The 24,895-nt window shown below is 69.0% G+C and carries 21 protein-coding genes; 7 read left to right on the top strand and 14 right to left on the bottom strand.

Going from position 1 to position 24,895, the window contains the following annotated elements; translation table 11 throughout:
- Positions 1–216: 216 nt before the first annotated feature.
- Both CF165_RS46600 and CF165_RS46595 read left to right on the top strand, forming a co-directional pair.
- Positions 217–3,522 (top strand): error-prone DNA polymerase, encoded by a 3,306-nt coding sequence (locus tag CF165_RS46600; protein WP_167441775.1) that lies wholly within the window; start codon positions 217–219, stop codon positions 3,520–3,522.
- The gene (locus CF165_RS46595) at positions 3,519–4,148 is read left to right on the top strand and encodes a GNAT family N-acetyltransferase (protein WP_205661195.1); all 630 of its coding nucleotides are present in this window, start codon (positions 3,519–3,521) and stop codon (positions 4,146–4,148) included. The genes CF165_RS46600 and CF165_RS46595 overlap by 4 nt, the downstream gene beginning before the upstream one ends.
- Positions 4,149–4,215: 67 nt before the next feature.
- Here the strand turns inward: CF165_RS46595 and CF165_RS46590 are convergent, their stop codons facing one another.
- The 9 genes from CF165_RS46590 to CF165_RS46550 form a co-directional block, all read right to left on the bottom strand.
- A complete protein-coding gene (locus CF165_RS46590) occupies positions 4,216–5,289 on the bottom strand; it encodes a hypothetical protein (RefSeq protein WP_143268862.1) in 1,074 nt (357 codons plus the stop codon).
- 80 nt (positions 5,290–5,369) lie between these two features.
- Positions 5,370–6,176, bottom strand: a complete 807-nt coding sequence (locus CF165_RS46585) for a thiopeptide-type bacteriocin biosynthesis protein (RefSeq protein WP_093954024.1) — start codon at positions 6,174–6,176, stop codon at positions 5,370–5,372.
- A 20-nt stretch (positions 6,177–6,196) separates the two neighbouring features.
- Positions 6,197–7,432 carry a lanthionine synthetase C family protein gene (locus CF165_RS46580; protein ID WP_093954023.1) on the bottom strand — a complete coding sequence of 412 codons (1,236 nt, stop codon included), beginning with the start codon at positions 7,430–7,432 and terminating at the stop codon, positions 6,197–6,199.
- Positions 7,429–10,509: a lantibiotic dehydratase gene (locus tag CF165_RS46575; RefSeq protein ID WP_093954022.1), complete on the bottom strand. Its 3,081-nt coding sequence runs from the start codon at positions 10,507–10,509 to the stop codon at positions 7,429–7,431. Before CF165_RS46575 ends, CF165_RS46580 begins: the two co-directional genes overlap by 4 nt.
- Before the next feature lie 100 nt (positions 10,510–10,609).
- Positions 10,610–10,783 carry an FxLD family lanthipeptide gene (locus CF165_RS46570; protein ID WP_093954021.1) on the bottom strand — a complete coding sequence of 58 codons (174 nt, stop codon included), beginning with the start codon at positions 10,781–10,783 and terminating at the stop codon, positions 10,610–10,612.
- 48 nt (positions 10,784–10,831) lie between these two features.
- A complete protein-coding gene (fxlM, locus tag CF165_RS46565) occupies positions 10,832–12,067 on the bottom strand; it encodes a methyltransferase, FxLD system (protein WP_093954020.1) in 1,236 nt (411 codons plus the stop codon).
- 157 nt (positions 12,068–12,224) lie between these two features.
- Positions 12,225–12,671, bottom strand: a complete 447-nt coding sequence (locus tag CF165_RS46560; protein ID WP_143268861.1) for a hypothetical protein — start codon at positions 12,669–12,671, stop codon at positions 12,225–12,227.
- On the bottom strand, positions 12,668–12,931 hold the full coding sequence (locus CF165_RS46555) for a hypothetical protein (RefSeq protein ID WP_143268860.1): 264 nt from the start codon (positions 12,929–12,931) through the stop codon (positions 12,668–12,670). Before CF165_RS46555 ends, CF165_RS46560 begins: the two co-directional genes overlap by 4 nt.
- Positions 12,932–13,431: 500 nt before the next feature.
- A complete protein-coding gene (locus tag CF165_RS46550; protein ID WP_143268858.1) occupies positions 13,432–13,737 on the bottom strand; it encodes a hypothetical protein in 306 nt (101 codons plus the stop codon).
- A 464-nt stretch (positions 13,738–14,201) separates the two neighbouring features.
- Here CF165_RS46550 and CF165_RS46540 point away from each other — a divergent pair, with 464 nt between their 5' ends.
- From CF165_RS46540 to CF165_RS46520, 4 genes are all read left to right on the top strand, one after another.
- Positions 14,202–15,692 (top strand): helix-turn-helix domain-containing protein, encoded by a 1,491-nt coding sequence (locus CF165_RS46540; protein ID WP_167441774.1) that lies wholly within the window; start codon positions 14,202–14,204, stop codon positions 15,690–15,692.
- Positions 15,693–15,698: 6 nt separating this feature from the next.
- Complete coding sequence (locus CF165_RS46535) at positions 15,699–16,613, top strand: aminoglycoside phosphotransferase family protein (RefSeq protein WP_093954014.1); 915 nt, start codon at positions 15,699–15,701, stop codon at positions 16,611–16,613.
- 446 nt (positions 16,614–17,059) lie between these two features.
- Positions 17,060–17,605 (top strand): RNA polymerase sigma factor, encoded by a 546-nt coding sequence (locus CF165_RS46525; protein WP_143268857.1) that lies wholly within the window; start codon positions 17,060–17,062, stop codon positions 17,603–17,605.
- Entirely contained in the window at positions 17,602–18,696 is a 1,095-nt protein-coding gene (locus CF165_RS46520; RefSeq protein WP_240522149.1) for an effector-associated domain 2-containing protein, read from the top strand. Before CF165_RS46525 ends, CF165_RS46520 begins: the two co-directional genes overlap by 4 nt.
- Positions 18,697–18,932: 236 nt before the next feature.
- Here CF165_RS46520 and CF165_RS46515 read toward each other — a convergent pair whose 3' ends face one another.
- The 5 genes from CF165_RS46515 to CF165_RS46490 all read right to left on the bottom strand — a co-directional run bounded on the left by CF165_RS46515 (position 18,933) and on the right by CF165_RS46490 (position 22,843).
- The gene (locus CF165_RS46515) at positions 18,933–19,958 is read right to left on the bottom strand and encodes a Crp/Fnr family transcriptional regulator (RefSeq protein ID WP_240522148.1); all 1,026 of its coding nucleotides are present in this window, start codon (positions 19,956–19,958) and stop codon (positions 18,933–18,935) included.
- Positions 19,955–20,479: an RNA polymerase sigma factor gene (locus tag CF165_RS46510; protein ID WP_093954010.1), complete on the bottom strand. Its 525-nt coding sequence runs from the start codon at positions 20,477–20,479 to the stop codon at positions 19,955–19,957. Before CF165_RS46510 ends, CF165_RS46515 begins: the two co-directional genes overlap by 4 nt.
- Positions 20,480–20,536: 57 nt before the next feature.
- On the bottom strand, positions 20,537–20,743 hold the full coding sequence (locus tag CF165_RS46505; protein ID WP_143268856.1) for a hypothetical protein: 207 nt from the start codon (positions 20,741–20,743) through the stop codon (positions 20,537–20,539).
- A 569-nt stretch (positions 20,744–21,312) separates the two neighbouring features.
- A complete protein-coding gene (locus CF165_RS51540; RefSeq protein ID WP_158226941.1) occupies positions 21,313–21,486 on the bottom strand; it encodes a DUF3159 domain-containing protein in 174 nt (57 codons plus the stop codon).
- A gap of 1,150 nt (positions 21,487–22,636) precedes the next feature.
- Positions 22,637–22,843 (bottom strand): hypothetical protein, encoded by a 207-nt coding sequence (locus tag CF165_RS46490; RefSeq protein ID WP_143268855.1) that lies wholly within the window; start codon positions 22,841–22,843, stop codon positions 22,637–22,639.
- A 713-nt stretch (positions 22,844–23,556) separates the two neighbouring features.
- On the opposite strand from CF165_RS46490, the gene CF165_RS46485 reads away from it, so the two are divergent.
- On the top strand, positions 23,557–24,852 hold the full coding sequence (locus CF165_RS46485) for an IS256 family transposase (protein WP_093954005.1): 1,296 nt from the start codon (positions 23,557–23,559) through the stop codon (positions 24,850–24,852).
- Positions 24,853–24,895 lie beyond the last annotated feature (43 nt).

Genomic DNA, 24,895 nt, shown 5'->3' with positions numbered 1-24,895 from the left:
CGGCGCGAACAGCACGTCCGGGCGGATCACCCGGCCCTGCGCTTGCGTCGGCTACGTCACCTAGCGGCCCCGAGATGGTCGAACTATAGTTCGACGCATTCGGAGTAATGGCGCTGACTTCCCCGCGGCGTGCCACGCGGCGGGACGGTGAGCACAGTGAGTCACAAACGGTCAACGGTCAACCTCGGACCGTCTCTCCAATTCAACAGCTCGAGCGTGCCCTGGTCGGAAGTCGAGCGGATCGCCTCCGGGCGCGCGCCCGTCCTCGGCGACGGCAACGACTCTCCAGCCTGGTCACGCAAGCGCGAGGGCTACGCCGACGCCCCGGCCGACCTGCGGAACCGTCGCGGCCGCGACGACGGCGGCGACCGCCTCCGCGCGCCGTACGCGGAGCTGCACGTCCACTCCAACTTCAGCTTCCTCGACGGCGCGTCCCATCCCGAGACCCTCGTCGAGGAAGCCGCCCGCCTGGAGCTGGACGCCCTCGTCCTCACCGACCACGACGGCATGTACGGCGCTGTCCGGTTCAACGACGCCGCCCGTGAACTCGGCGTCCGGGTCGGCTTCGGCGCCGAACTGTCCCTCGACCTGCCCGCCCCGCAGGCCGGCGAGCCCGATCCGGCCGGGTCGCACCTGCTGGTGCTGGCCCGGCAGCAGGAGGGCTACCACCGGCTCTGCCGGGTCATCTCCCACGCCCAGATCGCTGGCGGCGAGAAAGGCCGACCCGTCTACGACCTGGAGGAGCTGGTCGACGAGCTGGCCGGGCACATCGTCGTGCTCACCGGCTGCCGCAAGGGCCCGGTCCGCCAGGCCCTGGCCGAGCAGGGGCCGGCGGCCGCACGGGCCGAGCTCGAGCGGCTGGTCGACTGGTTCGGGCACTCCCACGTCGCCGTCGAGCTGATCAACCACCGCCAGCCCCTCGACGACGCGGCCAACGACCTGCTCGACGAGCTGGCCCGTGCGTTGCGGTTGCCGACGGTCGTGTCGAACAACGTCCACTACGCACGCCCGGAAGACGCGCCCGTCGCCGACGCTGTCGCCGCGGTCCGCGCTCGCCGGTCGGCTGAGGAGCTGGAGGGGTGGCGACCCCCGTCGGGGCAGGCGTTCCTGCGGTCCGGGATGGAGCAGCGACGCCAGTTCGAGCGCCGCTACCCCGGCGCGGTCGGCCGGGCCGCGGTGCTCGGGGTGGAGGTGGCGTTCGACCTGCAGCTCGTGGCGCCGGATCTGCCGCCGTTCGACGTGCCGGCCGGGCATGACGAGATGTCGTTCCTGGCCGAGCTGACCTGGGCCGGTGCCGCCACCCGCTACGGCACCCGCGCCGAGTCGCCGCGGGCGTACGCGCAGCTGGAGCACGAGCTGGACGTGATCAAGCAGCTGAACTTTCCCGGCTACTTCCTCGTCGTGTGGGACATCGTCCGGTTCTGCAAGGAGAACAACATCCTTTGCCAAGGCCGCGGGTCGGCGGCAAACTCGGCGGTCTGCTACGCGCTGGGCATCTGCCACGCGGACCCGGTGCAGTGGAACCTGCTGTTCGAACGGTTCCTTGCGCCGGAGCGGGACGGACCTCCGGACATTGACATCGACATCGAGTCCGGCCGCCGCGAAGAGGCCATCCAGTACGTCTACGAGAAGCACGGCCGGTTCCACGCCGCGCAGGTCGCCAACGTCATCACCTACCGGGCACCGTCGGCGGTGCGGGACGCGGCCAAGGCGCTCGGACACTCCCCAGGCCAGCAGGACGCCTACGGCAAGCTCGTGGACCGCTGGGGCGGCGTCGCCGCGACGAAACAGCAGACATCCGGCGAGATCCCCGCCGACGTGCTCGAGCTGGCCGGCCGAATCGAGGACTTCCCGCGCCACCTCGGCATCCACTCCGGCGGCATGGTCATCTCCAAGCAGCCGGTGTCGGAGATCGTCCCCGTCGAATGGGCGACCATGGCCGACCGGTCGATCCTGCAGTGGGACAAGGACGATTGCGCCACCGTCGGGCTGGTCAAGTTCGACCTGCTCGGCCTCGGCATGCTCTCGGCCTTGCACTACATGATCGACCTCGTCGCCGAGCACCACGACACCGCCGTGGACATCGGCAAGCTCGACCTGGCCGACGCAGCGGTCTACGACATGCTCTGCGAAGCCGACGCGGTCGGCGTGTTCCAGGTCGAGTCGCGCGCGCAGCTGGCGACGTTGCCGCGGCTGCGGCCGCGGAAGTTCTACGACCTGGTCGTCGAAGTCGCCCTGATCCGGCCGGGCCCGATCCAGGGCGGCTCGGTGCACCCCTACATCCGGCGCCGCCGCGGCGACGAGGAGTGGCAGCACGCCCATCCCCTGCTCGCCGACAGCCTGGACCGCACCCTCGGCGTGCCGCTGTTCCAGGAGCAGGTCATGCAGATGGCCGTCGACGTCGCCGGCTTCACCCCGGCCGAAGCCGACCAGCTGCGCCGCGCCATGGGCGCCAAACGCTCTAGCGCCAAGATGAAAGCCCTGATGGCCCGGTTCTTCCGCGGCTGCGAAGTCAACGGCCTCGACCGCGAGCTGGCCACCCGGATCTTCGAGCAGATCCACGCCTTTTCCGGCTACGGCTTCCCAGAAGCGCACTCGATGTCGTTCGCCCTGCTGGTCTACGCGTCCGCGTGGTTCAAGCGCTACTACCCGGCCGCGTTCTGCGCCGGCCTGCTGCGCGCCCAGCCGATGGGCTTCTACAGCCCGCAGTCCCTGGTCGCCGACGCACGCCGCCACGGCGTCCACATCCGGGAACCCGACATCAACGCCAGCTTCGCCGGCGCCACGCTCGAACCCGATCCGCAAAGCACCGGCGGCGTCGCGCTCCGGCTCGGCCTCGCCGGCATCCGCCACCTCGGCGACGCGGTGGCCGAGGCGATCGTCGCCGAACGCGACGCGAACGGCCCCTACACGGGCATCGGGGACCTGACCGGCCGGGTGCAGCTAAAGAAGAACGCCGCCGAAGCCCTGGCCACGGCCGGGGCGTTCGCCGGGTTCGGCGGCGACCGGCGGCAGGACCTGTGGGCGGCCAGCGCAGCCGCGGCCACCCGCGCCGGTCATCTGCCCGGCCTCGCCCCAGGCCTCGACGCGCCGGCCCTGCCGGGCATGACACGGCTCGAGGTCACCGCCGCGGACCTGTGGGCCACCGGCGTCTCCCCAGACAGCCACCCTGTGCAGTACCTGCGCGAGCTGCTCACCGCGCGCGGCGCGATCACCGTCGCCGAACTCATGCGAACCGAGGACGGCACGCGGGTGTGGGTCGGCGGCGCAGTCACCCACCGGCAGCGTCCGGCGACCGCAGGCGGGATCACTTTCCTCAACCTCGAAGACGAGACCGGCATGGCAAACGTCCTCGTCTCACCCGGGCTGTGGCAACGCAACCGGATCGTCGCCCGCACCAGCTCCGCCCTGCTCATCCGAGGCCAGGTGCAGGCCAGTGAGGGTGTGGTCACGCTCGTGGCTGACCGGCTGGAGCGCCTCGACCTGTCGATGGCGACCGCGCCCTCGCGCGACTTCCGATGACGGCCAGCCAGCCCGCCGTCGGTGGCCCACGCTCCGGCGCCCGCGGCGAGTACGGCGATCTTCTGCCGATCCGGCCCGCCGCAGGCGTCCCCGTCCAGTGCCTGCGCGGGGAGTACCTCACCCATTACGGCATGACCCGCACCTACAGCCATCGCTACCGGCTACACGGCACCTTGTGCGAAACGTGCCGTCGCGTCGAAGCTCTCAATCCTGCTGAACGGCGGCTCGCCGAATGGGCCCTCCTCGACATCACCGTCCGCCATCTGCCAGCGGCGGCACCTCAGCAGGGCCTGGTGCTCATCGCCCATCCCGTCGCGACCCGGACGGCGCCCGAGCGGATCGAGCTGCAGCTCGACGGCGCCGCCGTCGCTACCGCAACCGTCAGCCTTTGCCCGGCATGCCGGACAGCGACCCTCGACTACGTCCACGTCGTCGCCGGGTACCGGCGACTGGGCTACGGCCGCACCCTCGTCGCCGCGGCTCGCGTCAGCGCACCCCAGTACCGGTGGACCGCGCCACTGCCGGAAGGGGTCGTCGCGCAGGCCTTCCGTTCCCGCATCGCGTATTCGCACACCGGGGCGCCGTGCGTGCACCGAGAACATCGCGGCGGCACCGGGGCACGGTGAGCAGATCTGCCGTTAGCAGCCCGGTCAAACGGAACGTGAGACCAGGCCAACTGCGTCTCCTTGGTGGTCACCAAGTTGTCAGCAGGGCTTCGCTCGCTCGCACTGCAGCTGTGAGGGCGTCGCGCAGCCGGTTGGGAAGGGCGCCACGGCCGAGGCCGGCTGCGTGCACGGTCGCGGTGAGCGTCGTCAAGTTGTCCTCCGTGGTGTCCGAGCGGCACCGGTCATGCGTGAGTACGTCTCGCGCCAGATAGGCGTCGCCGGATGTGAGCGCTTCGCGTACGAGCTGGGCGGCCAACCGGGGTGCGTCAACGTCTGCGGTGAGATCAAGGATGCACAGGCCGAGGCGGATGCGGAACACGGGATGGCCGGGCGTAGGTGCCGGGTGCAGGAACTTCTCGACCTCCGCAGTCGGCATTGCCCGGTCGGCTGGTGCGATGCTGCGGAGGCACAGTGCCCGCAGGAAGCCGGCCACTGCCCGGTCCCAGGCGTCGGGTGTCTCGCTGTGGTCCAGCAGGTGGAGGGCAGCGTCGTAGTCATCGGCGAAATATCGCTCGAGGATGGCCACTTGGCGGCCGTCGAGCATCCGCCGGGCGATCCCCTTCTGGTTCTGCACGTGCTGAAGGGCGTCATGCCAGCGGCCGGCCCTGGTAAGAGCGCGCGTGCCGTCGGCCAGGAGGACGGTCCACAGGAAACGTACGACTTCCTTGTGGTGTTCGGGCCGAACGACGAAGGGACTGAAATCGATCTTGCGCCCGTCGACCGTAGTCGTTGTCTGGTTCCGCACGGCGTCGAACACATTCACGAAGATCTCGTAGGCGCGGTCGAAGTGCCCGGCGCGGACGAGCAGCCTGCCGAGGTTGACCACGGGCTGGAGGGCGAGTTTCGCCGAGCGCACCGGCAGTGGCCAGTTCGCGTGAAAGAGGTCGAACTGCTGCCAGCATAACTGGTGCGCCGCATCATGCAGACCGCAGTCGCTCAGCACGAGCGCCGCCTTGTTGTGGGCCTCCGCAGCGGTAGCGATCCGATCTTCGGCCGGTTTGCCCGCTGCCGCGCGTGTGAGCTGCCGGATCTCCTCGACCCGGTGGTCGAGGGCGCGGCAGTGTGGCCGGGTGCGGGGTAGGAGCGGGAACCACTCGGTCACTCTGGATTCGAGAAGGTCTTGGCCGGTTCGGTGCACGGCGTCCTCTCCTCATCGGACTCGGCGGGTGCGTTCGGCTTGTCTTACGAGGCGAAGACAGCGGCTCTGGCGACGTTGGCGAGGATGCTTTGCCTGGTGTGGGACAGGCCGAGCCGGTTCCAGGCGAAGATCACGTGCTTGGCCAGCACGGCGCGCACCCCGCGATCCAAGCCGCCGGTCATCGCGAGGTCACCGAGGCGAGCACCTGCCTGAGTGAACGCCGCGGCCCAACTGGCGAAGGTTCCGTTGTCCTGGAGCACCTTTTCGGTGTCGGTGGTCATCAACCGCTGCAGCGAGGGTTCCAGGTCACGCAGCCGGTCTTGGGGGGTGTCGGGTGGAAGTGTGCGGTGTTCGGCGACGCGCGCCCAGATGTCGCCTTGTTCGTGCCAGTCCTGCTGGGCGCTGCGCATCATGGCGCTGCACAGCAGAATCGACAGCTCGCGCCGCTGGTCGTCTGCTCCGCCTGCGGCATCGCGTTCGCTGCCGAGGTAGGTCAGGATGTGGTGGCTGTCCTGGTGGAAGAGCCGGTGGGCGGTCTCCATCGCGGTGGGGCCGCCGAAGGCGTGGGTTTCGGGTTCGTAGATGGTCTTCACCGATCGGGTGATTCGGTGATCGTTCTCCAGCGTGGCGAGCCGCTGGTGAATGCGCTCGGTGGCCTTCGGCGCGGTGTCCTGGTCGTGTGGGAGGAAGCGCACGCGCCAGCAGGGGGCCTTCCGGATGAAGAACCAGGAGCTGATCAGGCCCGTGTCCTCAGCGTCGGTGAGCACCGGAGCGAGGTCTGTGACGGCGATGCCTTCGGCGGCGTCCCAATCGTTGAACTGGACGAACACCTGGCACCACGACGGGGTCATGTTGTGATCCTTCCGCGCGTTCAGGTCAACAGCAGGCAGGCGTCCCACGCGGTGGCAGGCTCGGACTCGGCGCCCACGGTGTGCAGGGCCAGTCCGATTCCGGCGAGGCCGTCGAGGAACTCGACCTCGTCGCGGACCGCGGGGAGTTCGGCAAGCAGCCGTTCTGCCAGGGCAGGCAGTGCGCCGGCGAGGTCTCGTGTTCGCGCGTCCCGGGACATGCGCCAGGCCGCCTGGAGCACGCCGGCGGTGCCGTGGCACAGCCCGCTGTCGACGAGGCGGTCCAGTTGCGTCGGGTCGCGCAGGCAGCACAGCATCGCAGCTTCGGCAACGCTCTGGCGTTCGACGTCACCGATCGCCAGCGCGGCAAGCTGTTGTGCGCGAGCCAGGCCCGGGGAGCCGTAGCACCACGAAGGTCGCTGTCGGGTGTCCGGATCGACGTGCCGGGTCCGGGACTGTTGCAGGGTGATGAAGCCGGGCCACCACGGCCCGGTCGGATCGCGCTGTTGCCAGAGGTCCAGCCAGCGCTGGATGCGGCCGATGGCCTCGGCGTGCCCGTCGACGGCGATGCCGCGGCGCAGTGCGAGGGCGAGCACGCTCAGCGGGCCGGCGATGCCGTGGGACATGCCCAGGTTGCCGTGTCCGCCGGGGAAGTCCGACGAGACGTCGCCGTTGGGAGAGACTTCAGTCCACCAGCCGGGCACGTCATCGTCGGCGCGGCCTGGCAGCGGTTCGGTCAGCCGGACGAGGTACCCGAGCACGCTGCGGGTGATGTCGTGGCCGGGATGGCGCTGAAGGTGGTAGCTGCCGAGTCCGCCCAGACCGCGGATGAGGTCGAATTCGGCCAGCACTGGCCGTTCCTTGCGGTCGATGCGGGCGTGTGCAGCGTCGAGGCGGCGGCGGGTCAGGGCGATGGTGATCGCGTCGAGCTCAGCGAGGGCCCGCGCGTACTTGCCGGGCTCGTCGGCCGCCAGGTGAGTGACGAACGCCAGGGTGGGGGCGCCGAAGTACAGGTTGGCGTTGGGCCCGGCGCTGAGGGTCTCCCGGGCAGCGGCGGCCAGCCAAGACCGTGCGGTGGTCCAGGCGGCGTGGCCGGAGCGGGCTCGTGCGATGTGCAGCAGCGCGATGCCCGCGGCGCCGCCGGCCAGCGATTGCGGCCGGCGGCGGCCGGGCCCGCCGGGGTTGACGGTGTGCGGATCGGCGAGTTGGTCGGCGATCGCACCGGCCGCGGCGAGGAGTTCGGGAAAGGTCCGGGTCATGATGCTCCTCTCGGGCGGCTGGTCCAGCTCAGGGCAGCGGCGCGAGCCAGGCGAAGGCAGGCACGTTCGGCATCGAGGTCGATGCCGGCTAACCGGACGTGGTGCAGGTGCAGCAGGTCCGGCAGAACTGCTTCCGGGGTGGCGCCGCTCTCGACGGTGAGCGCCGCGCGGTAGGCCTCCAGCGCGGTTCGTCGGTGGCCCCATGCCGCGGCGATGGGCTCGCCGCCGGGGATCGCGCGCAGCGCGGCCCAGGTGCGGTGCGGGTTCGCCAGCCTGATCGCGGCCTGGTGTACCGGCCGGGGCGCGGCCGGTGCTGAGGGCGTGGTGGCGTGGTCGATCAGCCACTGCATTCCGGCGTCGATGCCGCCACTCGCCGAGATGGCGAGGTCGACCATGCTCGCGGCGGTGACGGCGTGCGGGCCGGGGCCGTCCCGTCGGCCAGTTGCGGCCAACTGGGTGAGGGCTGCGGTGGAGTCAGCGGCGAAGACCGCTTCGGCGGCGGTCATGGCCAGGCCGGTACCGAATCGCCCGGTTTCCGGGTAGTAGGTGTCGAACTGCAATTGTCCGATGAGTCCGCGGCGGCGCAGCTCGTTCGCCCAGGTCGCCACCCGGGCGGCGGTCGCGGCGAAGTCGTTGCTGTCGCGCAGGCGAAACCGCAAGCGCAGGTGGGGCTCGGGGTCTTGGTAGCGCAGGAACCACCACTCTGGCTCGTCGTCCCAGGTGGACAGTAAGGCTGGGAGGTGTTGGGCGAGGACAGCGGTGTGCCGGTCCGGGTGGCCGTAGAGTTTGGCGAACAGCCAGGGGCTAGCACCTGGCAGGTGGCCGTGGTCGCGGCCGACGATCCGCAAGGGCCAGCGCCGGTGGGGAACCGGGCGGGCGGTGGTTGCCAGGGGGAGGACGACTTCGTGGGCGTGGCCGCCGATCCAGCCGAAGGCACTGTCATCGGGTGCTTCGCGGATTGCGACGCGTCCGGCACGGGTCAATTCGCGGCGCAGCACATGCAGATGGGCGGGCTCGGTCAGATCCAGCCGGATCCTGCGGTCGCTCTCACCGAGGTACACCGTCGGTGGCACGCGTAGCCGCTGCCGCCAGGTTGTGAGGCTGTCCACCCAGGTCGTCCAGGGCGCTCCGGGGGCGGCTAGGTCCGAGGAGGCCAGCAGCCAGCGGGCGGGCGAGAGGACGCTGCGCCGATAGCGCAGCCTCGGCAGGAACGGCAGCCGGCTGGCGGCTCCCCACGAGAAGGGGGCGCAGGCAGCGGCGCGAGCGGTGCTGATCTCGCAGAGGAACCGGAGCAGGGGGTGGGCGTGGTTGAGATATTCCACCGCGCTGAACACGACCGGTTCCACCGGGACCTGCTGGGACAGCGAGATCAGGAAGAGGCGCTGGGCGTCCGCGACGACCGCGAGGTCGTGCAGGGAAAGCAGGCCATCGTAGCTGAGGCGGTGTTCGCCCAGAGCCAGCAGATGCGGCAGCACCGCCGGTGTCCGGGCGACGTTGTCCGATCTTCGGTAGAGGGTGGGGCCGGAGACCTGCACCGCGATCGCCTTCTCGTTGACGGTGGGCAGCCCGGCGTAGGCGGTCGTCATCCTGTCGCGGTCCGGTTGCTTGAACAGGTCGAGGAACCGTCCGGTCGTGGTCCCGGCAGCACGGGACACTCCGGTGACGGCGAGCTCGAAGTCGCCGGCGGTCAGGGCGGCGAGCGTGGTGGCGTGTACCCGCAGGCGCAGCTCGGTGTGCGGCTGGGGTTGGATCTCGCTGAGGTCCGCCGCGGCGAGGTCGGTGATCAGCTTCTCGGTGAGCACGATCTCCTCGTCCTGCCGTAGAGCAGCAGCCTGCACCAGGGCCAGCAAGACGTCGTCACGCTCCTGCGGGCCGGAGCGGGCCGGAGCCTGCAGGCTCGAGTCGCGATACCCGGCCGGAAAGCCCAGGCCGTGGTCGCCGTGCAGGAGTTCCTCGACGGGCACCGCGGCGCCGACGCCGTACCGTTCGATGAATCTGCCGTGGTAGTCCTGCCAGGCCGGTGAGCCGAATGGCCGTGGGGTGAGGTGGACCAGGACTCTGGCAGCGGCGGCTGCTTCGTCCGCGAGCTGCGGTGGCAGGACGACGTCGCCATCGAGGACCAGGTCCACCGACGTCACCCGCTCGGCGGCGTCGGCCGTTCCGAGTTTCACAGCGGCGGCGCGCACGGTGCGGGCCTGTTCAGCGGTGCGGGCGTGATCGTGGCGTGCCAGGGTGGCGTGGACACCCCGCAGGGCACTGGCCAGGCCGGCTACCTCGGCCACCGTGTCGGCGCCGGCCGCGGTCAGGGCCTCGTTGACGTGAGCTAGCGGGTCGGTGGCGGTCATGGGCGGCTGGAGACTGGTGAGCAGGATCCGCTGTGCCACCAGCCCGGCCAGCATCCTGTCGATCAGGGTGTCCGGGGTATCCGGGAAGTCGGCAGCCAGCTTGACCGTCAGATCGCTCACCCGGATCGGCCGCTCGGTCGCGTCCAGGATGGCTTGGATCGGCTTGGTGTACCGGACCGACACCTCGGCGGGCTCGATGTCGTGGCCGCCGCGCTGCTGGCAGCCGACCACCAGCCGCCCGTCGCGGATAAACGCCAGGTTCGTGCGCACGACCAGCAGGCGCTGACGCAGTTCGTGGCAGCTCTCCAGGCGTGTGATCACGTCGGTGAGCCACTCGGTCTCGACCCGCACTAGCGCACGATGATCGGCACCGAGGTGCCCGGCGGACGGAGAGCCGAGGCGCACCGGCGCGATCCCGGCGAACAAGCCGAACGGGGTGGCTCGGCCGGTGGCCCGCAGCAGGTAGCGCACGGTCGAGACCACGGCGCGGCGGACGTGGCGTTCCGGCAGCCGGTGCCCGGCGCACACGTCGTCGACACGACAGGCCAGGGACGGGCTCGCGATATCGAGTGCTGCGGCGAAACCAGGCAACTCCCGGACCTGTTGCAGCCACCCGCGCCACCGCGCGACCGGGTCGCCCGTGAGATCGGTCAAATCCGGCCAGGGCGGCGCCTCAGCGGCAAGCGGCCGGGTGGCCGCTCGGATGACGGCCGCGTCCACGAACTCGTACATCGCCACATCCTCAAACCCCGAACTGCTGCACCCGGAGACACGGCAGCAGCGCCGCCACCGGGTGCAGCAGTTCCTCGGATTCAGTTCAGTCCCGCTGTGACTACGCGCAGGAGTTGCAGGCCGACTCGCACGTGGATCCGCAGCCGTCGTCGGTCAGCCGCATCATCTCCTCGACGACCGGTCCGGACTCGACGATGCTCAGGTCGAGATCCCAGTCCGGGTTGGCTGCCGCCGCATTCGGCGCCGCAGTGGACTCGTTCAGTAGAGCTGTCACAGAACCTCCTTGGTTGACGGTTGTGCCTTGTCCCAGGCGCCTGTCAGGTCAGGACGCCTGTGTCCGGGGCCAGGAGATGACGACGCGCGTGTGCTTCTTGTCCACGACGCATCCCTGCGGCAGTGCAGTGCTCGGGGTGCCGGCCGGATACGCCTCGATGACGGCGCCTCGTCGGCCCCGGTGATCGCGGTCCCACCTACGCAACAGTTCGACGTACTCCTCGGCCACGGCCCGAGCGTCCGGTCCGTGGGCGTACACGCCGGTCTCGAAGGTGTCGGTGCCGTCGATCGGGCGCTTGGTGCGGTACGCAAAGCTGCCGCCGCGCACCAGCGTCGGCACACCCCGTTTCGCCGACGGCGCGACGAGGCCGCACTCGATCGGGCCGTCCTGAGCCGTGAGCAGACCGAAGACGGGCGCGTGCGTGCCGATCCAAAAGTCCAGTTCGTCGACCTGGTCGAACTCGACACCCGACCAGAGCTCCAGCCGCGGCGAGCGCAGGGCCGCGGCCAAGCTGTCGACGTCGAGCGCCTTGTCCTCGTCGACGCGCAGAACAACCTCGTCACCATCCAGGGGGACCCGACGCTCGGTGTGGGCGCCGATGCCCTGCATCGGCACAAAGCCGCACAGGCGGTAGTCCCGGCTGGTCAGGTGGTCGCCGTCGCGCTCGAAGGCCACCGTACGGGTCAGGCCCCGCACCCGGAACGGGACGACGATCTGGCCGCCGCCGTTGAGCTGGTCAGACCACGCCGGGGGGAGGTCCCACGCGCCGGCAGTCACGATCACGCGGTCGTACGGGGCGTGATCGGGCACGCCGTTCTCGGCGTCGGCCAGGACCACGTTGACCTGGTCATAGCCTGCCGCGGCGAGGTGGGCCTTGGCCGAGGCGACGATGTCGGGGTCGATGTCGACCGAGGTGACCTGGCCGGCCGGGCCGACGAGTTTAGTGAGATAGGCCGCGTTGCAACCGCCCGACCCGACCTCCAGCACCCGCATTCCCGGGCGGATCTGCGCCTGCTCCAGCATCACCGCCTGAATGTGGGCCGCGGACAGGGAGCTGATGGCCAGCCCGGCTTCGTCCCTCTTGGTGACCACGGCGCTGTTCGCGGCGTACACCATCTCCAGCGGCGCATCAGGGGCGAAAAGGTGACGCTCGACGGTGCGGAACACGTCGGCCACCGGCTCGGTCTGGATGGCTCCCATCTCGCGCAGTGCGGCGACCATCGCCGTCCGCAGCTCGTCCGCGCGCGGCGCGGCGTTGGTGTCGACGTCTCGGGCTGTAGTCATGCAATCACTCTCTCAGACTCACGAGGTTGGCTTTCCGGCTCTCCCGCACGCGGTTCACGATCCGACGTTCTTTCACATCACCCGCCTTCTCCCCCGGCACAGCACGATCCCGTCGGCGATTTCGACCTGCTCGCATCCCTTGAGCAGGTGTGCGCCGTCAGCAAAGCCCGTCCTGGCGAGCAGACCGGCCTACAGAGCTGCCCAGTGAGCGGAGGTCGGCTCGCAGCAGCGGGCTGTCCGCACGGCGGTGCACCCAGTCGCCGTTGTCAGTGCACACGTACAGCAGACACGCGTAGCGGTCGGCGTACGGCCAGATGCCGATGACCGGGGACAGCTCGCCGCGCCCGGGAAGCACCACGAGGTCGTTGAGCCGGATCTGCTTGGCGGGTACGGGTACCAGCTTCACGGTCAGCAGGCGCGGGGCACGGACCTCGATGATCGGCTCGGCCTCATTCTCGAGTTCTCGTTCGGTCCGCCGTTGCCCGCGGCGGCAGAACACACCCGGCTCCTCACCGGGTCGCCGCGGCAGGGTCGGATGCCACGACCAGAGGCGGCCGGTACGGTCCAGCAGCGTCCTGGTCGGTACGGGGCCGGGCGGGGTCACGACCGCAGGTCCTCCGCACGGGGCACGGACAGGACGCCGACCTGCGCAGGGCGCCGGGCAGGCCGTTCGGTGTGCTCGGCTGCTGCTCCCGGGTGCCGCGGCGTGGGCAGCACGCCCAGGACGGCCACAGCGGCGGCCAGCAGCAGCACGACGGTCGGCAGGACGGCGAAGGCCCGCAATGCGCTGGTCGAGGTGGCGTGTATCGCGCGACGATGGCCGGACTCGGGCATCGAAACGTTCTCCGTTTCTGGTCGTCGCATCCGCAGACCGTCCCGCCACAAGACGAGAGCCGTGTCCGCCCGGCGAGGTTGTGCCCGGCGCGTCGACCTCGGCGCCGTCGATCGCAGCCGTTCTGACGGGCACTGCGGTCACGTCGTCGGTGGAGTTGTCGACGTCGCAGACTGCGGGCACCGCAGGCTGTCCGCTCAACCAGGACATTGGCCGCCAGGGCCGGTCTGTCGGGTGCTGGGACCTGTGCGTGGCCACAGAGGTGCCGGGGAGGGCGGGAACGGCGGGTAGGAAACGGCCATTGCCTGTACGCAGCATTCCGGGCACAGGTGCTCTGGCGTCGGCGGGCGCCGATCCCAGACGTCGTCCACCGGCAGGCCGCACAACCCACCCCCCGGTTGGGCAGGGCGCACGACATGAGCGCGGCCGGCATAGAAGGTGCCACCGGATCGATTCGTGCCCCACCACCAACCGGTAGCGGGTCCCGCCGACTGAGAGGTTGCCCTGCCGTCCACCGCTATCCGCACCCCCATCACGCCTGCCCGCCCGCGTTAACTGCCCCGCTCGACGCCCCGGCAGTGTTGGTGCCTGCGTCCCGGCCGCGCAGCGGAAACCGGAACCGCGGCCGATGCGGTCGCCGGTTCAACCAGCCGAGCGGTTGTCTCCCGCTCACGCTCAGCTGGGCGTCCGGACGGCCGGGCGGGACACGCAGGTAGCCCTGGCGGCGCGCGGTGACAAGCACAGACAGCGCGTGCAGCGCCTCGTCCATGGAGACGATCTGCCGTTGCCCCTGCAGGAGCACGCTGCGCCCCACAGCCGGATTCAATGAATCGTTCATCACCGGCTCCCCGGGAGGACACGGATTTCGACGCGACGGACGTGGCCGTGCACGCACTCGTAGAACCCGCTCTCGATCTGGTACTGGTGGCACTCGTGGCCACCGACGGGGAAGGTCAGCGTCGGGCGGCACCCCGGCGCCGAGGGCGCTGGAAGCCCGGTGGTACGACCCAGGTCGGGATCTGGGCCGGACCACCGGGGGCTTGCGCCGGCCGCCGTGATCGACGTCCCGCCTCCGCCCCCGCAGTGCGCAACGGCGAGGATCTGCTCAGGCGAGCTCTGGTCGGTCGTCAACGGGGTGGCCATGACGTCCACCGTCCTGGTCGGCGGCGGCCTTTCCGATCCCCAGCGGTGCTAGCCCCAGTGGGGCTTGACGGCACCGGGCTCGAACCGACCGACTGGTACCCGACGGCGGTCTACGCTGTGAACCTGCGCGAACACCGTCCGGGAACGGGAAGGCGAACCATGACTGGTCAGAGGCGACACCGCTGTCGGTTCTGCGGAACCACACTGGCCGCCGCCGACCCGATGTGCGGTTCCTGTGCCCGCGCCGCCGGGTTCCGAACCCCGATCCCGGACGGGTTCTACGACGACGCGGATCTCCGTGCCGCGTTGGCCCGCTACGACTTCGGCGCGGTGTTCGCCGCCGTCCGGGCTCACACCGGGCTGTCCCAGCTGCAGCTCGCCGACCTGCTGGACCTGTCCCAGTCCAGGATTTCCGCGGTCGAGCGGGGCGAGCGGCGGCTGACCCACGTCAAGGTGGCCGCCCGGCTGGCCGGTCTCCTGCGCATCCCGCCCCGCTTGCTCGGCTTCCCCGACGAGGCCCCAGGTAGCGTTGTGGCCGCACCGGAGGAGGTGAGCTGGTTGGAACGCAGGGATTTCCTCGCCCTGGTCACGGCCGCCACGTTGGGCTCGAGCTTGCATCCCGAGCTGACCCGGCTCGGGTCGTTGCTGCCCGGCGAGGTCGAGCCGGTGACCCGGCCCCGCATCGGCGCGGCCGACGTCGACGCGATCGAGGCGATCACCGACGGGTTCCGCCGCTCGGACTTCGCCCACGGCGGCGGGCTCTGCCGCGCCGCGGCGATCACCCAGCTACACCAGGTCCGCCGGCTGGAGGACGCCGTCTGCACGCCGGAGGTTCGGACCCGGCTGCTGGTCGCGGTCGCCGAGCTGGCCAGCATGGCCGGATGGATGGCCTACGACGTCGAGGACCACGACGCCGCTCGCCGCCTGTGGACCTACGCCCTGGACACCGCCCGCCGCGCCGAGGACCACCCCCGCTCCCCCGACCTCGCCGTAGACGTACTGCTGGACATGGCCCACCAAGCCCTGCACCTGCACAGCCTCGACCCCCTCGCGCACGCCACCCGCGCCGGCGAGGCGCTGCAGCTGGTGCAACTCGCGTCGGCCACGGCCGCCAACCGCCGCCACCCGGTCTCCACGATCACCCAGGGCTACATCTCCGCGGTGCTCGGCTGGTGCCGGGCCGCCCTTGGCGAAGCCGAACCCACCCGCCGCGCCATCGGCAACGCCCAGGACACCTACACCACCGCCGACCCGGCCACCACCCCGCCGTGGGCATGGTTCGTCAACGACGCCGAGATCACCGCCCAGCAAGGCCACTCGCTGTACCTGCTGTCGCTGACCCACCCGGAGTTCGCCCCTGACGCCATCGAGAAGCTCACCACAGCGGCGTCCGGGTACGGCGCGGAGTACGAACGCAGCCGCGCGGTGATCCTGCCCCCGCTAGCCTCGGTGCAGTTCCAGGCCGGCGACCTCGCCGCCGCAGTGACCACCGGCTACGACGCGGTGAACGCGATCACCGGACTGTCCTCCACCCGCGGCTACGCCCGGCTGCGCACACTCGACACCGTCGCCGCCCCGCACAGCAGCCAGCCCGAAGTCGCCGACCTGCGCGAACACATCCGCAGGACGCTGGCCACCACGGCCGCGTAGCCGCCGATGGCGCTGCCTGTCAGCCAGGACTCCGAGCTACCCGGCCTGCCAGCGCTGCGGAAGGTCTGCCGGATCTTCGGCACCGACCCGACCGATGCCCGGCTGTTGCACCAGCGCTCCAACGCCGTGTTCCTGCTGCCCGGTGACCAGATGGTCGTCCGGCTGGCCCCGGACACCCCGCTGCGCCGCCGCCGCGCACAGACCTGCATCGACGCCACCCGCTGGCTGGCCGACCAGCCCGAACCAGTCGCGTTGGCGCCGGCGTCGGGCGAACAGCCAGTCGTCGCGGCGGGCGCGGTCGCCACTTTCTGGCCCCACCGGCCCACCACGCCGCCGGCCTCGCTGACCGACCTGGCGGCGCCGCTGCGGCGACTACATGCGCTACCCGTTCCGCCGTTCCCGCTGCCGCGGTATCAGCCCATGCAACGCTTGTTCGAGGCGCTCACCCTCGACGTCGAACGCCCGTACCCGGCCGTCGCCGAGGGTGACCGGGCCTGGCTGCTCGACCGCGCCCGCGCTCTGGCCGCCACCTTTGCCGCCACCGTGTTCCCGCTCGGCGAGGGGCTCGTGCACACCGACGCACACACCGAGAACCTGGTCCGCGATCCCGGTCACGGTGGGTGGCTACTGATCGACTGGGACGGCACCTGTCTCGGCCCGCACGAACTGGACCTGCTCACCGGCATCCCCGACCACTTCCACGAACCAGAGGCCGACCGCAGGCGATTCCTGGCCGCCTACGGCTACGACATCCTCGACTGGCCGGGCTGGATCCTGCTAAGGGACATCACCGAACTGCACGCCCTCGGCGCCTACATCCGCCTGGCCCCCGGCAAGCCCGCGGCCGCCGCCGAACTGCAGCACCGCATCCAGTCTCTGCGCACCGGCGACCGATCAGTCCGCTGGCACGCGATCCCCTGACCGACGATTACCCCGCAAGCAAGCAGCAATCACCGAACAGCTTAAGGCGAGGAAAGGCCAGCTATCGGGACGTGGATCAAGGAATCTTCATCGGGCAGCATCGACCCGGACAAGATTCTTTGCGTTTTTTGTAGACACGACACCGTGGTCCTCCGAGTCTTTTGCAGACGAGGCCAAGAGGGGATCATGAGCATGAGCGCCACTCCGCTACTTACCATCGCTGCCGTCTCGGCGTTCAGCGCGCTCATGCGACAGGTCGTTGCCCTCTTGCGCTACCGCGTACGCCGAGCCAGCATCGAACGGGTCATCTCCCGTGTGACACCTGGTAGCCGAATCCTCGACCGTGACTCGGATGGCGCGGTGTTTGAGATCACGGTTTGTGACACCGCTGCGGAAGCTGGTCTCGTGTACCCCGTTGACGGACGTGACCAGGCAACGTGAAGCGCATGGGATCGCCGGTGCCGCCTCCGGAGAGCTTCGAGACGTTCTACTGCTCGACCGCTCCCCGCGTTCGCCGCGCGGTTCAGCGGATAGCTGCCGGCGATCACCATATCGCTGAGGACGCGACGCAGGAGGCCTATTGCCAGTTGTGGGAACTCTGGTCGTGCCGGGAATCCGAGCCTCCCGAGGACAACCGCAAGTACGTGGTAGGGATCGCGGCACACAAAGTCATGGACGCGTATCGTCGCCAGCGCAGGCTCACGGAACTCGACGCCGAACTTGCTGAGGCCGTCGAGGACAGCAGGGTTGACGACGTTCTCGACGAACTCGTAGTGCTCAAGACTGTGCGAGAGCTCATCGCCAGGCAACCTCCCCAACGGCGCGCGGTGGCTGTGCTGTTCTTCCTCGAAGAACTGAACCATGACGAGGTCGCAGCTATCCTCGACATCAGCAAGTCCACTGTCCGAACCCATGTGCAACGTCTACGTGCTGTCCTGAGACCCCAGCTTGTCCGGCTCAACCAGATCGACCAGGGAGGCGAGGGGCGATGACCGAGCCACACGACCCCATTCGCGATCTGGTGCAGCGCGCCCATGAGCAAGACCCTGATCGCGTCGAGTTCGACCCCCACGCTGGCCTGGCCGATCTTCGCCGTCGGCAACGTTTCGAGGACAACCCCACCCCACGGCGGGAGTACCACCACGGAGGCATGCATTCCTATCCGGCCGCGCTGCACCGGACGATCATGGCCGTGGACATCGCCGGGTACAACAACCCGAGCAGAACCATGGCCCACTTGCGCGAGGTGCACGACGGACTTTGGCAGGTTCTGCGCACGAGCTTCGCCGAAACGGGCATCCCGTGGGACGCGTGCTTCATCGAGAACACCGGCGACGGCGCCATGTTCCTGCTGCCCCCAGAGATCGCGAAGGCGAACCTGGTCGCCGAGTTCCCCGACCGGACGCGGGACGAGCTGCGACGCTACAACCATGTCCACGCGGCGGAAACCCGGATTCAGCTCCGGCTGGCCCTGCACGCCGGCGAAGTGGCCAAGGGAAGCCACGGCTCTGTCAGCGAGGCGGTCAGCGCGACGTTCCGCATGCTCGACGCACCAGAGGCCAAGGCGGCGCAAAAGGAGTCGAAGGCGGACCTCGTGCTGATCACCTCGGATCTGATCTACCAAGACGTCGTCTCCCAGGCCCCGGCCGCCGATCCGGGGGCGTTCCGCCGGATCCCGGTGAAGGTCAAAGCCGGGGAGCGCGCCGTGTGGGCGTGGCTGCGCCTCGTGGGCGCGCCGATCGCCGGGACCACCATGTCGGCCACGGCTCTTGCCGTCGAACGAGTGGACCGGCCGCTCCCGTTCACGGAACTGGTCGAGGCGCTGCTGGCGATCACGTGCGTGCGGAACACGGAAAGCCGCCGGATCCTGCTGGAAATGTTCTCCCGGCGCGACATCGCGGACGCGGTACCGTACCAGGAGGAAGACCGGCTGCACGTGATCGAATTGGCGCGTACATGCGAACGCTACGACGGCGGCCTGGAGGAATTGCTCGCCACCGTGCGCAAGCTCGATCCGGCGTCGCCGCCGGTCGAGAAGCTTGGCGCGGTGATCGCGAGCCGAACGGCGTACAGAGTTCTTTAGCAGTTGTCCGCATTTGTCCCTTTTCGCGGTGCACCAGATAGTCCGACCTCGCGATTCATCGATCTCAGTCCACACGGTCTGGTACGACGCCGCGACGACATCGCTGCCCACCGGGATGTTTTCTGTCATCACCGCACCCCTGATCCTGCCGTCGCCACCCCTGGCACAGGAAGACTTTCCAGTCCGCCGCTACGCATTCCCGAGTTCCCGGGCGATGGAGAGGTGGTCGTTGAAGCTCAGCACGGAGCCGAAGAGCCCGTAGACGTAGACGTCGGGCCGGGCGGCGCAGACGACGAGTACGTGGGTCCGGGAGGCCGTAGTGCTGCTTCCGTGTCTGCCTCAGAGCGGGCGAAGGCGCGCAGGACGCGCGGCCGGCGGATGAGGATCCGGCGACGGCCGGTCTCGACGATCCCCCGCTGCCGCAGCATGGCCAGTGCCCGCGCGACGGTACGCCGGGCGGCACCGATCTGCGCGGCGATGTCGGCCTGCGACAGCGCGGCCTCGATGACCACACCCTCTCGGACGCGCCGGCCGTGCTCCTCGGCCAGCCGGACAAGGTGCACAGCCACGCGGCGGCTGACATCGAACGCTGCAGAATCAATACGTGCCAACTCCGCAGCACGCAGCCGCACGGCGACAGTCTTGATCGTTGCGATGGCGATGGCGGGCCGGGCGTGCAGAGCGTCGACGAACTCAGCACCGGTCAGCTGGAAGACCGTACAGGGCTCGATCGCACGCACCGATGCCGTCCGCGGCAGCCCGGTGACCGCCGCGAGGTCGCCCAGCACCTCGCCGGGGCCGCGCAGGCCGAAGAGCACCTCCCGGCCGTCCTCGACGATCGAAGAGACGCGCACCCAGCCGGAAACCAGCACGTGCACGTGGTCGGATGGATCACCCTGCATGACCACAGCGTCGTTCGCCCGAAACTGGCGCCGCGTGCCCCGCGCGAACAGGTACTCACGATCGGCGTCGGCGAGGTAGGCCAGGAACGCCCCCTGGTCTGGGTTGGCGGCAGTCGACACAGCGCTTGTCTCCCGAGCCGAATGTCCGTAATGCACGTGCTCGGACGCCGTGCGTCGAGGAATGGCCGCCGATACCTGCGAAAGCTCCACCGCTGGCTCGCCAGCTCTTGATGCTCCTGCACGACCCTTCACCCGGTTGAGCATGGCCTCAACGTCCGTGTGAGCGCTCAGCTCGCGGCCTAGCTCGGCGTCGGCCTGCCGCAGGACTGCCTCCACCTCGGCATGCTCGTTGTCAGTCACGACAGACCTCCTTCCGACCTCAACTTGTTGGCAACGTCGGCAAGGCCGTAACGTCTGTGCGAGCGGACGGTCGCCTCGCTAATCCCCAACTCCTCGGCGATCTCCGGGTCTTCAAGGCCCTCCAGCCACGCAGACAGCACCGCCCGCCGTCTGGGTGACAACCCGGACAAAAGCTGAGTAATCCTCGCTTTCGACTCCTGCTGGATGATCGGATCTTCATCGTAGTGCCGGAACGCCGGATTCTGGCGCTCGATGTCGTCAGGCAAGGCGGCGAGCTGCCGCTTGGTGATGGTCAAGGCGTGACCCCGTGCCGTTGCCCGGATCCAACCTCTCGGATTCCCGATCTCTGCCCAGCGTACGTACAGGGTCAGCATGGCTTCCTCCACTGCTTCTGTCGCGCAGTCCGAACTGAAGCCACGTCGGACGAGGTGCTGGATCTCTGCAAGCACGCGCGCGCGGAAGAACGCGTCGAACGCCTCGTCATGTGACACCGCAGGTCCCACCTCCCCGGCCTCGTCCACTACTCATTCCACCATCGAGAGTCGCCTCGTTACGGAATCTCCGATCGCAGTCTGAACTCACCGTCGCCGGGTGTAGGCAACGACCAGCGCCAAGACGACGACCAGGCCGGCGGCGATGGCGACCACCGCAACCGACTGGGTCGTGACATAGAGGCTGGTCAGCCCCGCGATGACCGGGTCGCAGACGATGACGAGATCGCTGTTGTTGTCCCCGAGGCCCGGGTCCTGCGGAGCGCGGTCTCCGCCGTTCAAATCGATGCTCATGAAGTGCCAGATGAGAAATCGCAAGTTCTGTGCAATCGCGCGGCTGTCCAGGCGTCCGTGTCCAGCTCAGCGGCAACGAAACAGTCCTGGCTTGTCCGGGCGATGAGCAACTAGGGCATCCTAGTGTCCGTCGAGTCACGCCGGCGACGGTTCTGGCCCTTCCATCCTATTACCGGTTCGTGGGCCAGACGGCGCCGACACCGACGAAGGGCTGGTGACCAGCGCCTTCGCGGATTCGGTGGATGATCTCGGTGTAGACGGTGTTCGATTAACACGGCGTGAGCTTCGGGACGCCGAGCGACACCCGGGTCACACCTAGTCGGAGGCGGTACAGCCGTCGCCATACCTGCCCGTGGCCCACCGCGTCACGGACCGCCAACGTTCGACCGGCTCGCCGCGGCGTGGCAGCGGAAGTGGGACGGCACCTGGGTTACGAGGCGACCGGCAACGGATTCCGCCCGGCCGACCACGACGTCGCGGCGGCCCGATTCGGAGGCTCGCCAGCATCCAGCCGCCGATCAGCACGCTGAACCACGCGCTGCGGACCAACTGCAGCCGCGCGTTGCCCGTCAGCAGAGTAGGTCGTCGGCGAGGCCCGCCGCGACGATTAGCAACAGGAACACGCCCATGCCGTCGACCCGCTGGTGCCGCGTCGGCAGGTACAGCGCCCGCAGCGCCGGCGGCAGGCCACTGAGGGTCAGCGCCCAGACCTGCGCTACATCGAACGCGCGGTGCAGTCCCACCCCCAGACACCGCTGGGCGCTGCCGGACACGCGCCAGCATCAACGGATGCCACATCCCCCACCCACCTCCGCCCGCCGGCACGCACAGCTCGCCGGAATGGACGCTGCCGCCACCCCGCCGACGACCGCCCGGGCCGCCGGACGAAGCAGGACAGGACCGGGCGCCACCCACCACACTCATCGCAGGACGGCGCGGCCGGACTCCGGGTTGGCTCGCCCAGCAGTGCCGAGCCACCGCCTGAGCCAGTGTTTACAAAACCGGTAAACAATGGTCACCACCGGACTCAGCAGATAAAATGAAGGACACACGACACCCGGACGAGTGGAGCTGAAATGAGGATTGTTGCGCGAATTCGCCAGTTTTTTCGGCAGCACCCAGCGGCGAAGGAAGCCACTGGCGAGGTCGCCGGGTTCGTGATCACCACGGCTGTGATCCGCCTGGTCACAGGGCTGCTGCGAGGTGTCGCCGACTCTGGCGACTAGCAGTGAGCTGAACCTGCCGACCAGCGCGGACGGGCCCGGAACGCGATTCGGCATCCCGGGCCCGCTTTGTGCACTCTAAAAATAGACGATGTGACACCAATTCCACCACGTCGCTCTCGGAGTTGCCGGCGTCGCCGCGCCGGCTGCAGCGTCGTCTTCGCCGTTCCGGCGATCGCCGCGTGGTACGGCAGGCTGCTCTCGACCATCACCAGCTGGTTCTGAGCCGAATGTGGCCGAGTGGCCACGTTGAGGCTGTGGACCTCGTCGACCAGGACCAGGTCGCAGCGGACGTCACACCCAGGGCGGCTTTGCCCGGCGACCAGCGGATACAGCCAGCCGACCTCGCGGCACACGCAATCTGTCGCGGGGAAGGCCGCAACGTCCCTGTGCACGACCAGCAGTCGCCGGTCGCGGACCTCGATGATCGGTTCGGCCTCGTTCGCGAGTTACCGTTCGGTGCGCCGATGCCCGCGGTCGCAAAACACGCCCGGGTCGCCGCGGCAAAGTTGGGTTCCACGACCACAGGCGACCCGTACGGTCCAGCAGCGTCCTAAGCGACGCCCGGCCGCCTGGATGGCCGGTCGGCCGCCGCCAACTCTCAGTCGCCAACCCGAGACAAGCCGCGCTAGACGGAGTCGCGCGCTACCTGGCCAGCAGGCGTCTGCGATCAGAGATCACCCCACGGATACTCGGCGCTGAACCGGTCAAACTCACGGTTCAAATCCTCGTCGCGAGCTACATCGTCCACGACAATCGACGATCTGGCGATCAGGTCGGCGGCATCGAGGACTCCTGCGACCGCATGGACGATCGCCGCGTACCGGGCTGGCGGCACGTCGAACGGCAGTCGCACCTGAAACTCACGAGATTCCACACGGTCAACGATGCCTGTAGCGAACCAGGGACACCAAGGCCCCAATCGAGCGGCCGCGAACCGGAGGCCGCCCAGTCCGACAAAGGTGCGAGCGTGTCGCTCCACCTCCCGACCCCTCCGGTTACAGCAGGGCCGCCGGACATCGTGCGCGCAGCCACCTCCGGGCCTTCGATCCGGCCGGCGGTTCGCTGGGATGCGGTGCCCCTTCCGCAAAGCCCGGCACCAAGCCCGCCGCCACCCCGGTCATCGCGGTCGGCCGCCGAGGCGCTCAGCGTCTCGGCGGGCAACGTCCGCGTCGCCCAGCACTTCGCCCTGACGCAGCACGAGGAATGCTGCGCGAGAGGAGAGGTGCTTGATCTGCGCAGCGACGCGCGGGCCGCGCCGCCGCGAACGGCCGCAACGGGCTCACGGCTTCGCGCATGCCGGTAGCTGGCCAGCCAGCGCAGATTCGCCAGCCAGAGCGGGTCATACCCGTGACCAGCCGGTACTGCCAGCCAACCGCGCGGCAAGCCCGTTCGGTCGCGGCGAAGGCCTCGGCATCTCGAACCCGCCCAATCCTCTCGCACTGCGGCCACCGTCCACCGCGCGCAGTCCTCCACCGGCCACCCAGCTTCTCCCTGCGTCCTCGACTCAGTGAAGTGGGACTGTTCCAAGATCGGTGTTTCCGGCCCGACACGCCGGGCTGAGGTCCGGCGAGATGGGCACTGTGAGTGATGACATCGGAGCTTGTGAGTCCACGCAAGAGTGAGTCGAAGCCGGCGCGGGAGCTGTCGCCGGAGCAGGCCGCCGCAGCGGCGATGGTGGCCGAAGCCAAGGCCCGCGGGTTGGCGCTGACCGGCCCGGATGGGTTGCTGAAGCTGTTCACCAAGAACGTGCTGGAAACCGCGCTGAACGAGGAGATGACCGAGCACCTCGGGCATGAGAAGAACCGGGCCGACCTGGGCCGTGAGTCGACGAATGTGCGCAACGGCACGCGGCCGAAGACGGTGATATCGGACGCTGCGGGCGAGGTCGATATCGAGGTGCCACGGGACCGGGAGAGCACGTTCGAGCCGCAGATCGTGAAGAAGCGGCAGCGTCGGCTCACCGAGGTCGACGAGATTGTCCTGTCGTTGTATGCGAAGGGAATGACGACCGGGGAGATTTCGGCGCATTTCGCCGAGATTTATGGTGCCGCGGTGTCGAAGGAGACGATTTCGCGGATCACCGACAAGGTCGTCGCGGAGATGCAGGAGTGGGCCAGCCGCCCACTCGACGGGATCTACGTGGCTGTGTTCATCGACGCGATCCACGTCAAGGTCCGTGACGGGCAGGTCGCCAACCGGCCCGTCTACGCCGCAATCGGGGTCACCGTGGACGGTCACAAGGACGTCCTGGGTCTGTGGATGGGTAGCGGCGGTGAGGGCGCGAAGTTCTGGATGAGCGTGCTGATCGACTTGAAGAACCGCGGAGTCCGGGACGTGTTCTTCCTCGTCTGCGACGGGCTCAAAGGCCTGCCCGACGTCGTGGCGAACGTGTGGCCGCAAACTATTGTTCAGACTTGCATCGTGCACTTGATCCGCAACACCTTCCGGCTGGTGTCTCGGCGGGACTGGGAGGCGGTGAAACGCGACATCAAACCCATCTACACCGCAGCCAGCCCGGACGCCGCGTTGGCCGCTCTAGACGAGTTTGAAGAAAAATGGGGTGCGAAGCATTCAGCGGTGATTCGTCTATGGCGCAATGCTTGGGATGAGTTCACGCCGTTCCTCGGCTACGACGTCGAGATACGGACGATGATCTGCTCCACGAACGCGATCGAATCGCTGAACGCCCGCTACCGGCGGGCGGTTCGCGCACGTGGGCATTTCCCGACCGAGCAGGCCGCGATGAAGCGCCTGTACCTTGTGACCCGCAGTCTGGACCCGACCGGGACAGGCCGCGCCCGATGGACGATGCGCTGGAAGCCAGTGATCAACGCCTTCGCCATCACCTTCGGTGACCGCTGGCCGGGAGCTGAAACCTACTGATCAACAACGCCGGAAACACCGATCATGGGACAGGCCCAGTGAA

It is taken from the genome of Amycolatopsis vastitatis (genome assembly GCF_002234595.1).
In the GTDB taxonomy this organism is placed as follows: domain Bacteria; phylum Actinomycetota; class Actinomycetes; order Mycobacteriales; family Pseudonocardiaceae; genus Amycolatopsis; species Amycolatopsis vastitatis.
Note: the sequence above shows the minus strand (reverse complement) of the source record. Positions and strands in the feature narration are given on the sequence as shown.

Coding starts and splice junctions, on each gene's coding strand:
- CF165_RS46575 (WP_093954022.1), bottom strand. CDS start 10,509: ATGTACGAGTTCGTGGACGCGGCCGTCATCCGAGCGGCCACCCGGCCG.
- CF165_RS46555 (WP_143268860.1), bottom strand. CDS start 12,931: ATGCGACGACCAGAAACGGAGAACGTTTCGATGCCCGAGTCCGGCCAT.
- CF165_RS46595 (WP_205661195.1), top strand. CDS start 3,519: ATGACGGCCAGCCAGCCCGCCGTCGGTGGCCCACGCTCCGGCGCCCGC.
- CF165_RS46525 (WP_143268857.1), top strand. CDS start 17,060: ATGGGATCGCCGGTGCCGCCTCCGGAGAGCTTCGAGACGTTCTACTGC.
- fxlM (WP_093954020.1), bottom strand. CDS start 12,067: ATGACTACAGCCCGAGACGTCGACACCAACGCCGCGCCGCGCGCGGAC.
- CF165_RS46550 (WP_143268858.1), bottom strand. CDS start 13,737: ATGAACGATTCATTGAATCCGGCTGTGGGGCGCAGCGTGCTCCTGCAG.
- CF165_RS46535 (WP_093954014.1), top strand. CDS start 15,699: ATGGCGCTGCCTGTCAGCCAGGACTCCGAGCTACCCGGCCTGCCAGCG.
- CF165_RS46520 (WP_240522149.1), top strand. CDS start 17,602: ATGACCGAGCCACACGACCCCATTCGCGATCTGGTGCAGCGCGCCCAT.
- CF165_RS46485 (WP_093954005.1), top strand. CDS start 23,557: ATGACATCGGAGCTTGTGAGTCCACGCAAGAGTGAGTCGAAGCCGGCG.
- CF165_RS46585 (WP_093954024.1), bottom strand. CDS start 6,176: ATGACCCCGTCGTGGTGCCAGGTGTTCGTCCAGTTCAACGATTGGGAC.
- CF165_RS46505 (WP_143268856.1), bottom strand. CDS start 20,743: ATGAGCATCGATTTGAACGGCGGAGACCGCGCTCCGCAGGACCCGGGC.
- CF165_RS46540 (WP_167441774.1), top strand. CDS start 14,202: ATGACTGGTCAGAGGCGACACCGCTGTCGGTTCTGCGGAACCACACTG.
- CF165_RS46580 (WP_093954023.1), bottom strand. CDS start 7,432: ATGACCCGGACCTTTCCCGAACTCCTCGCCGCGGCCGGTGCGATCGCC.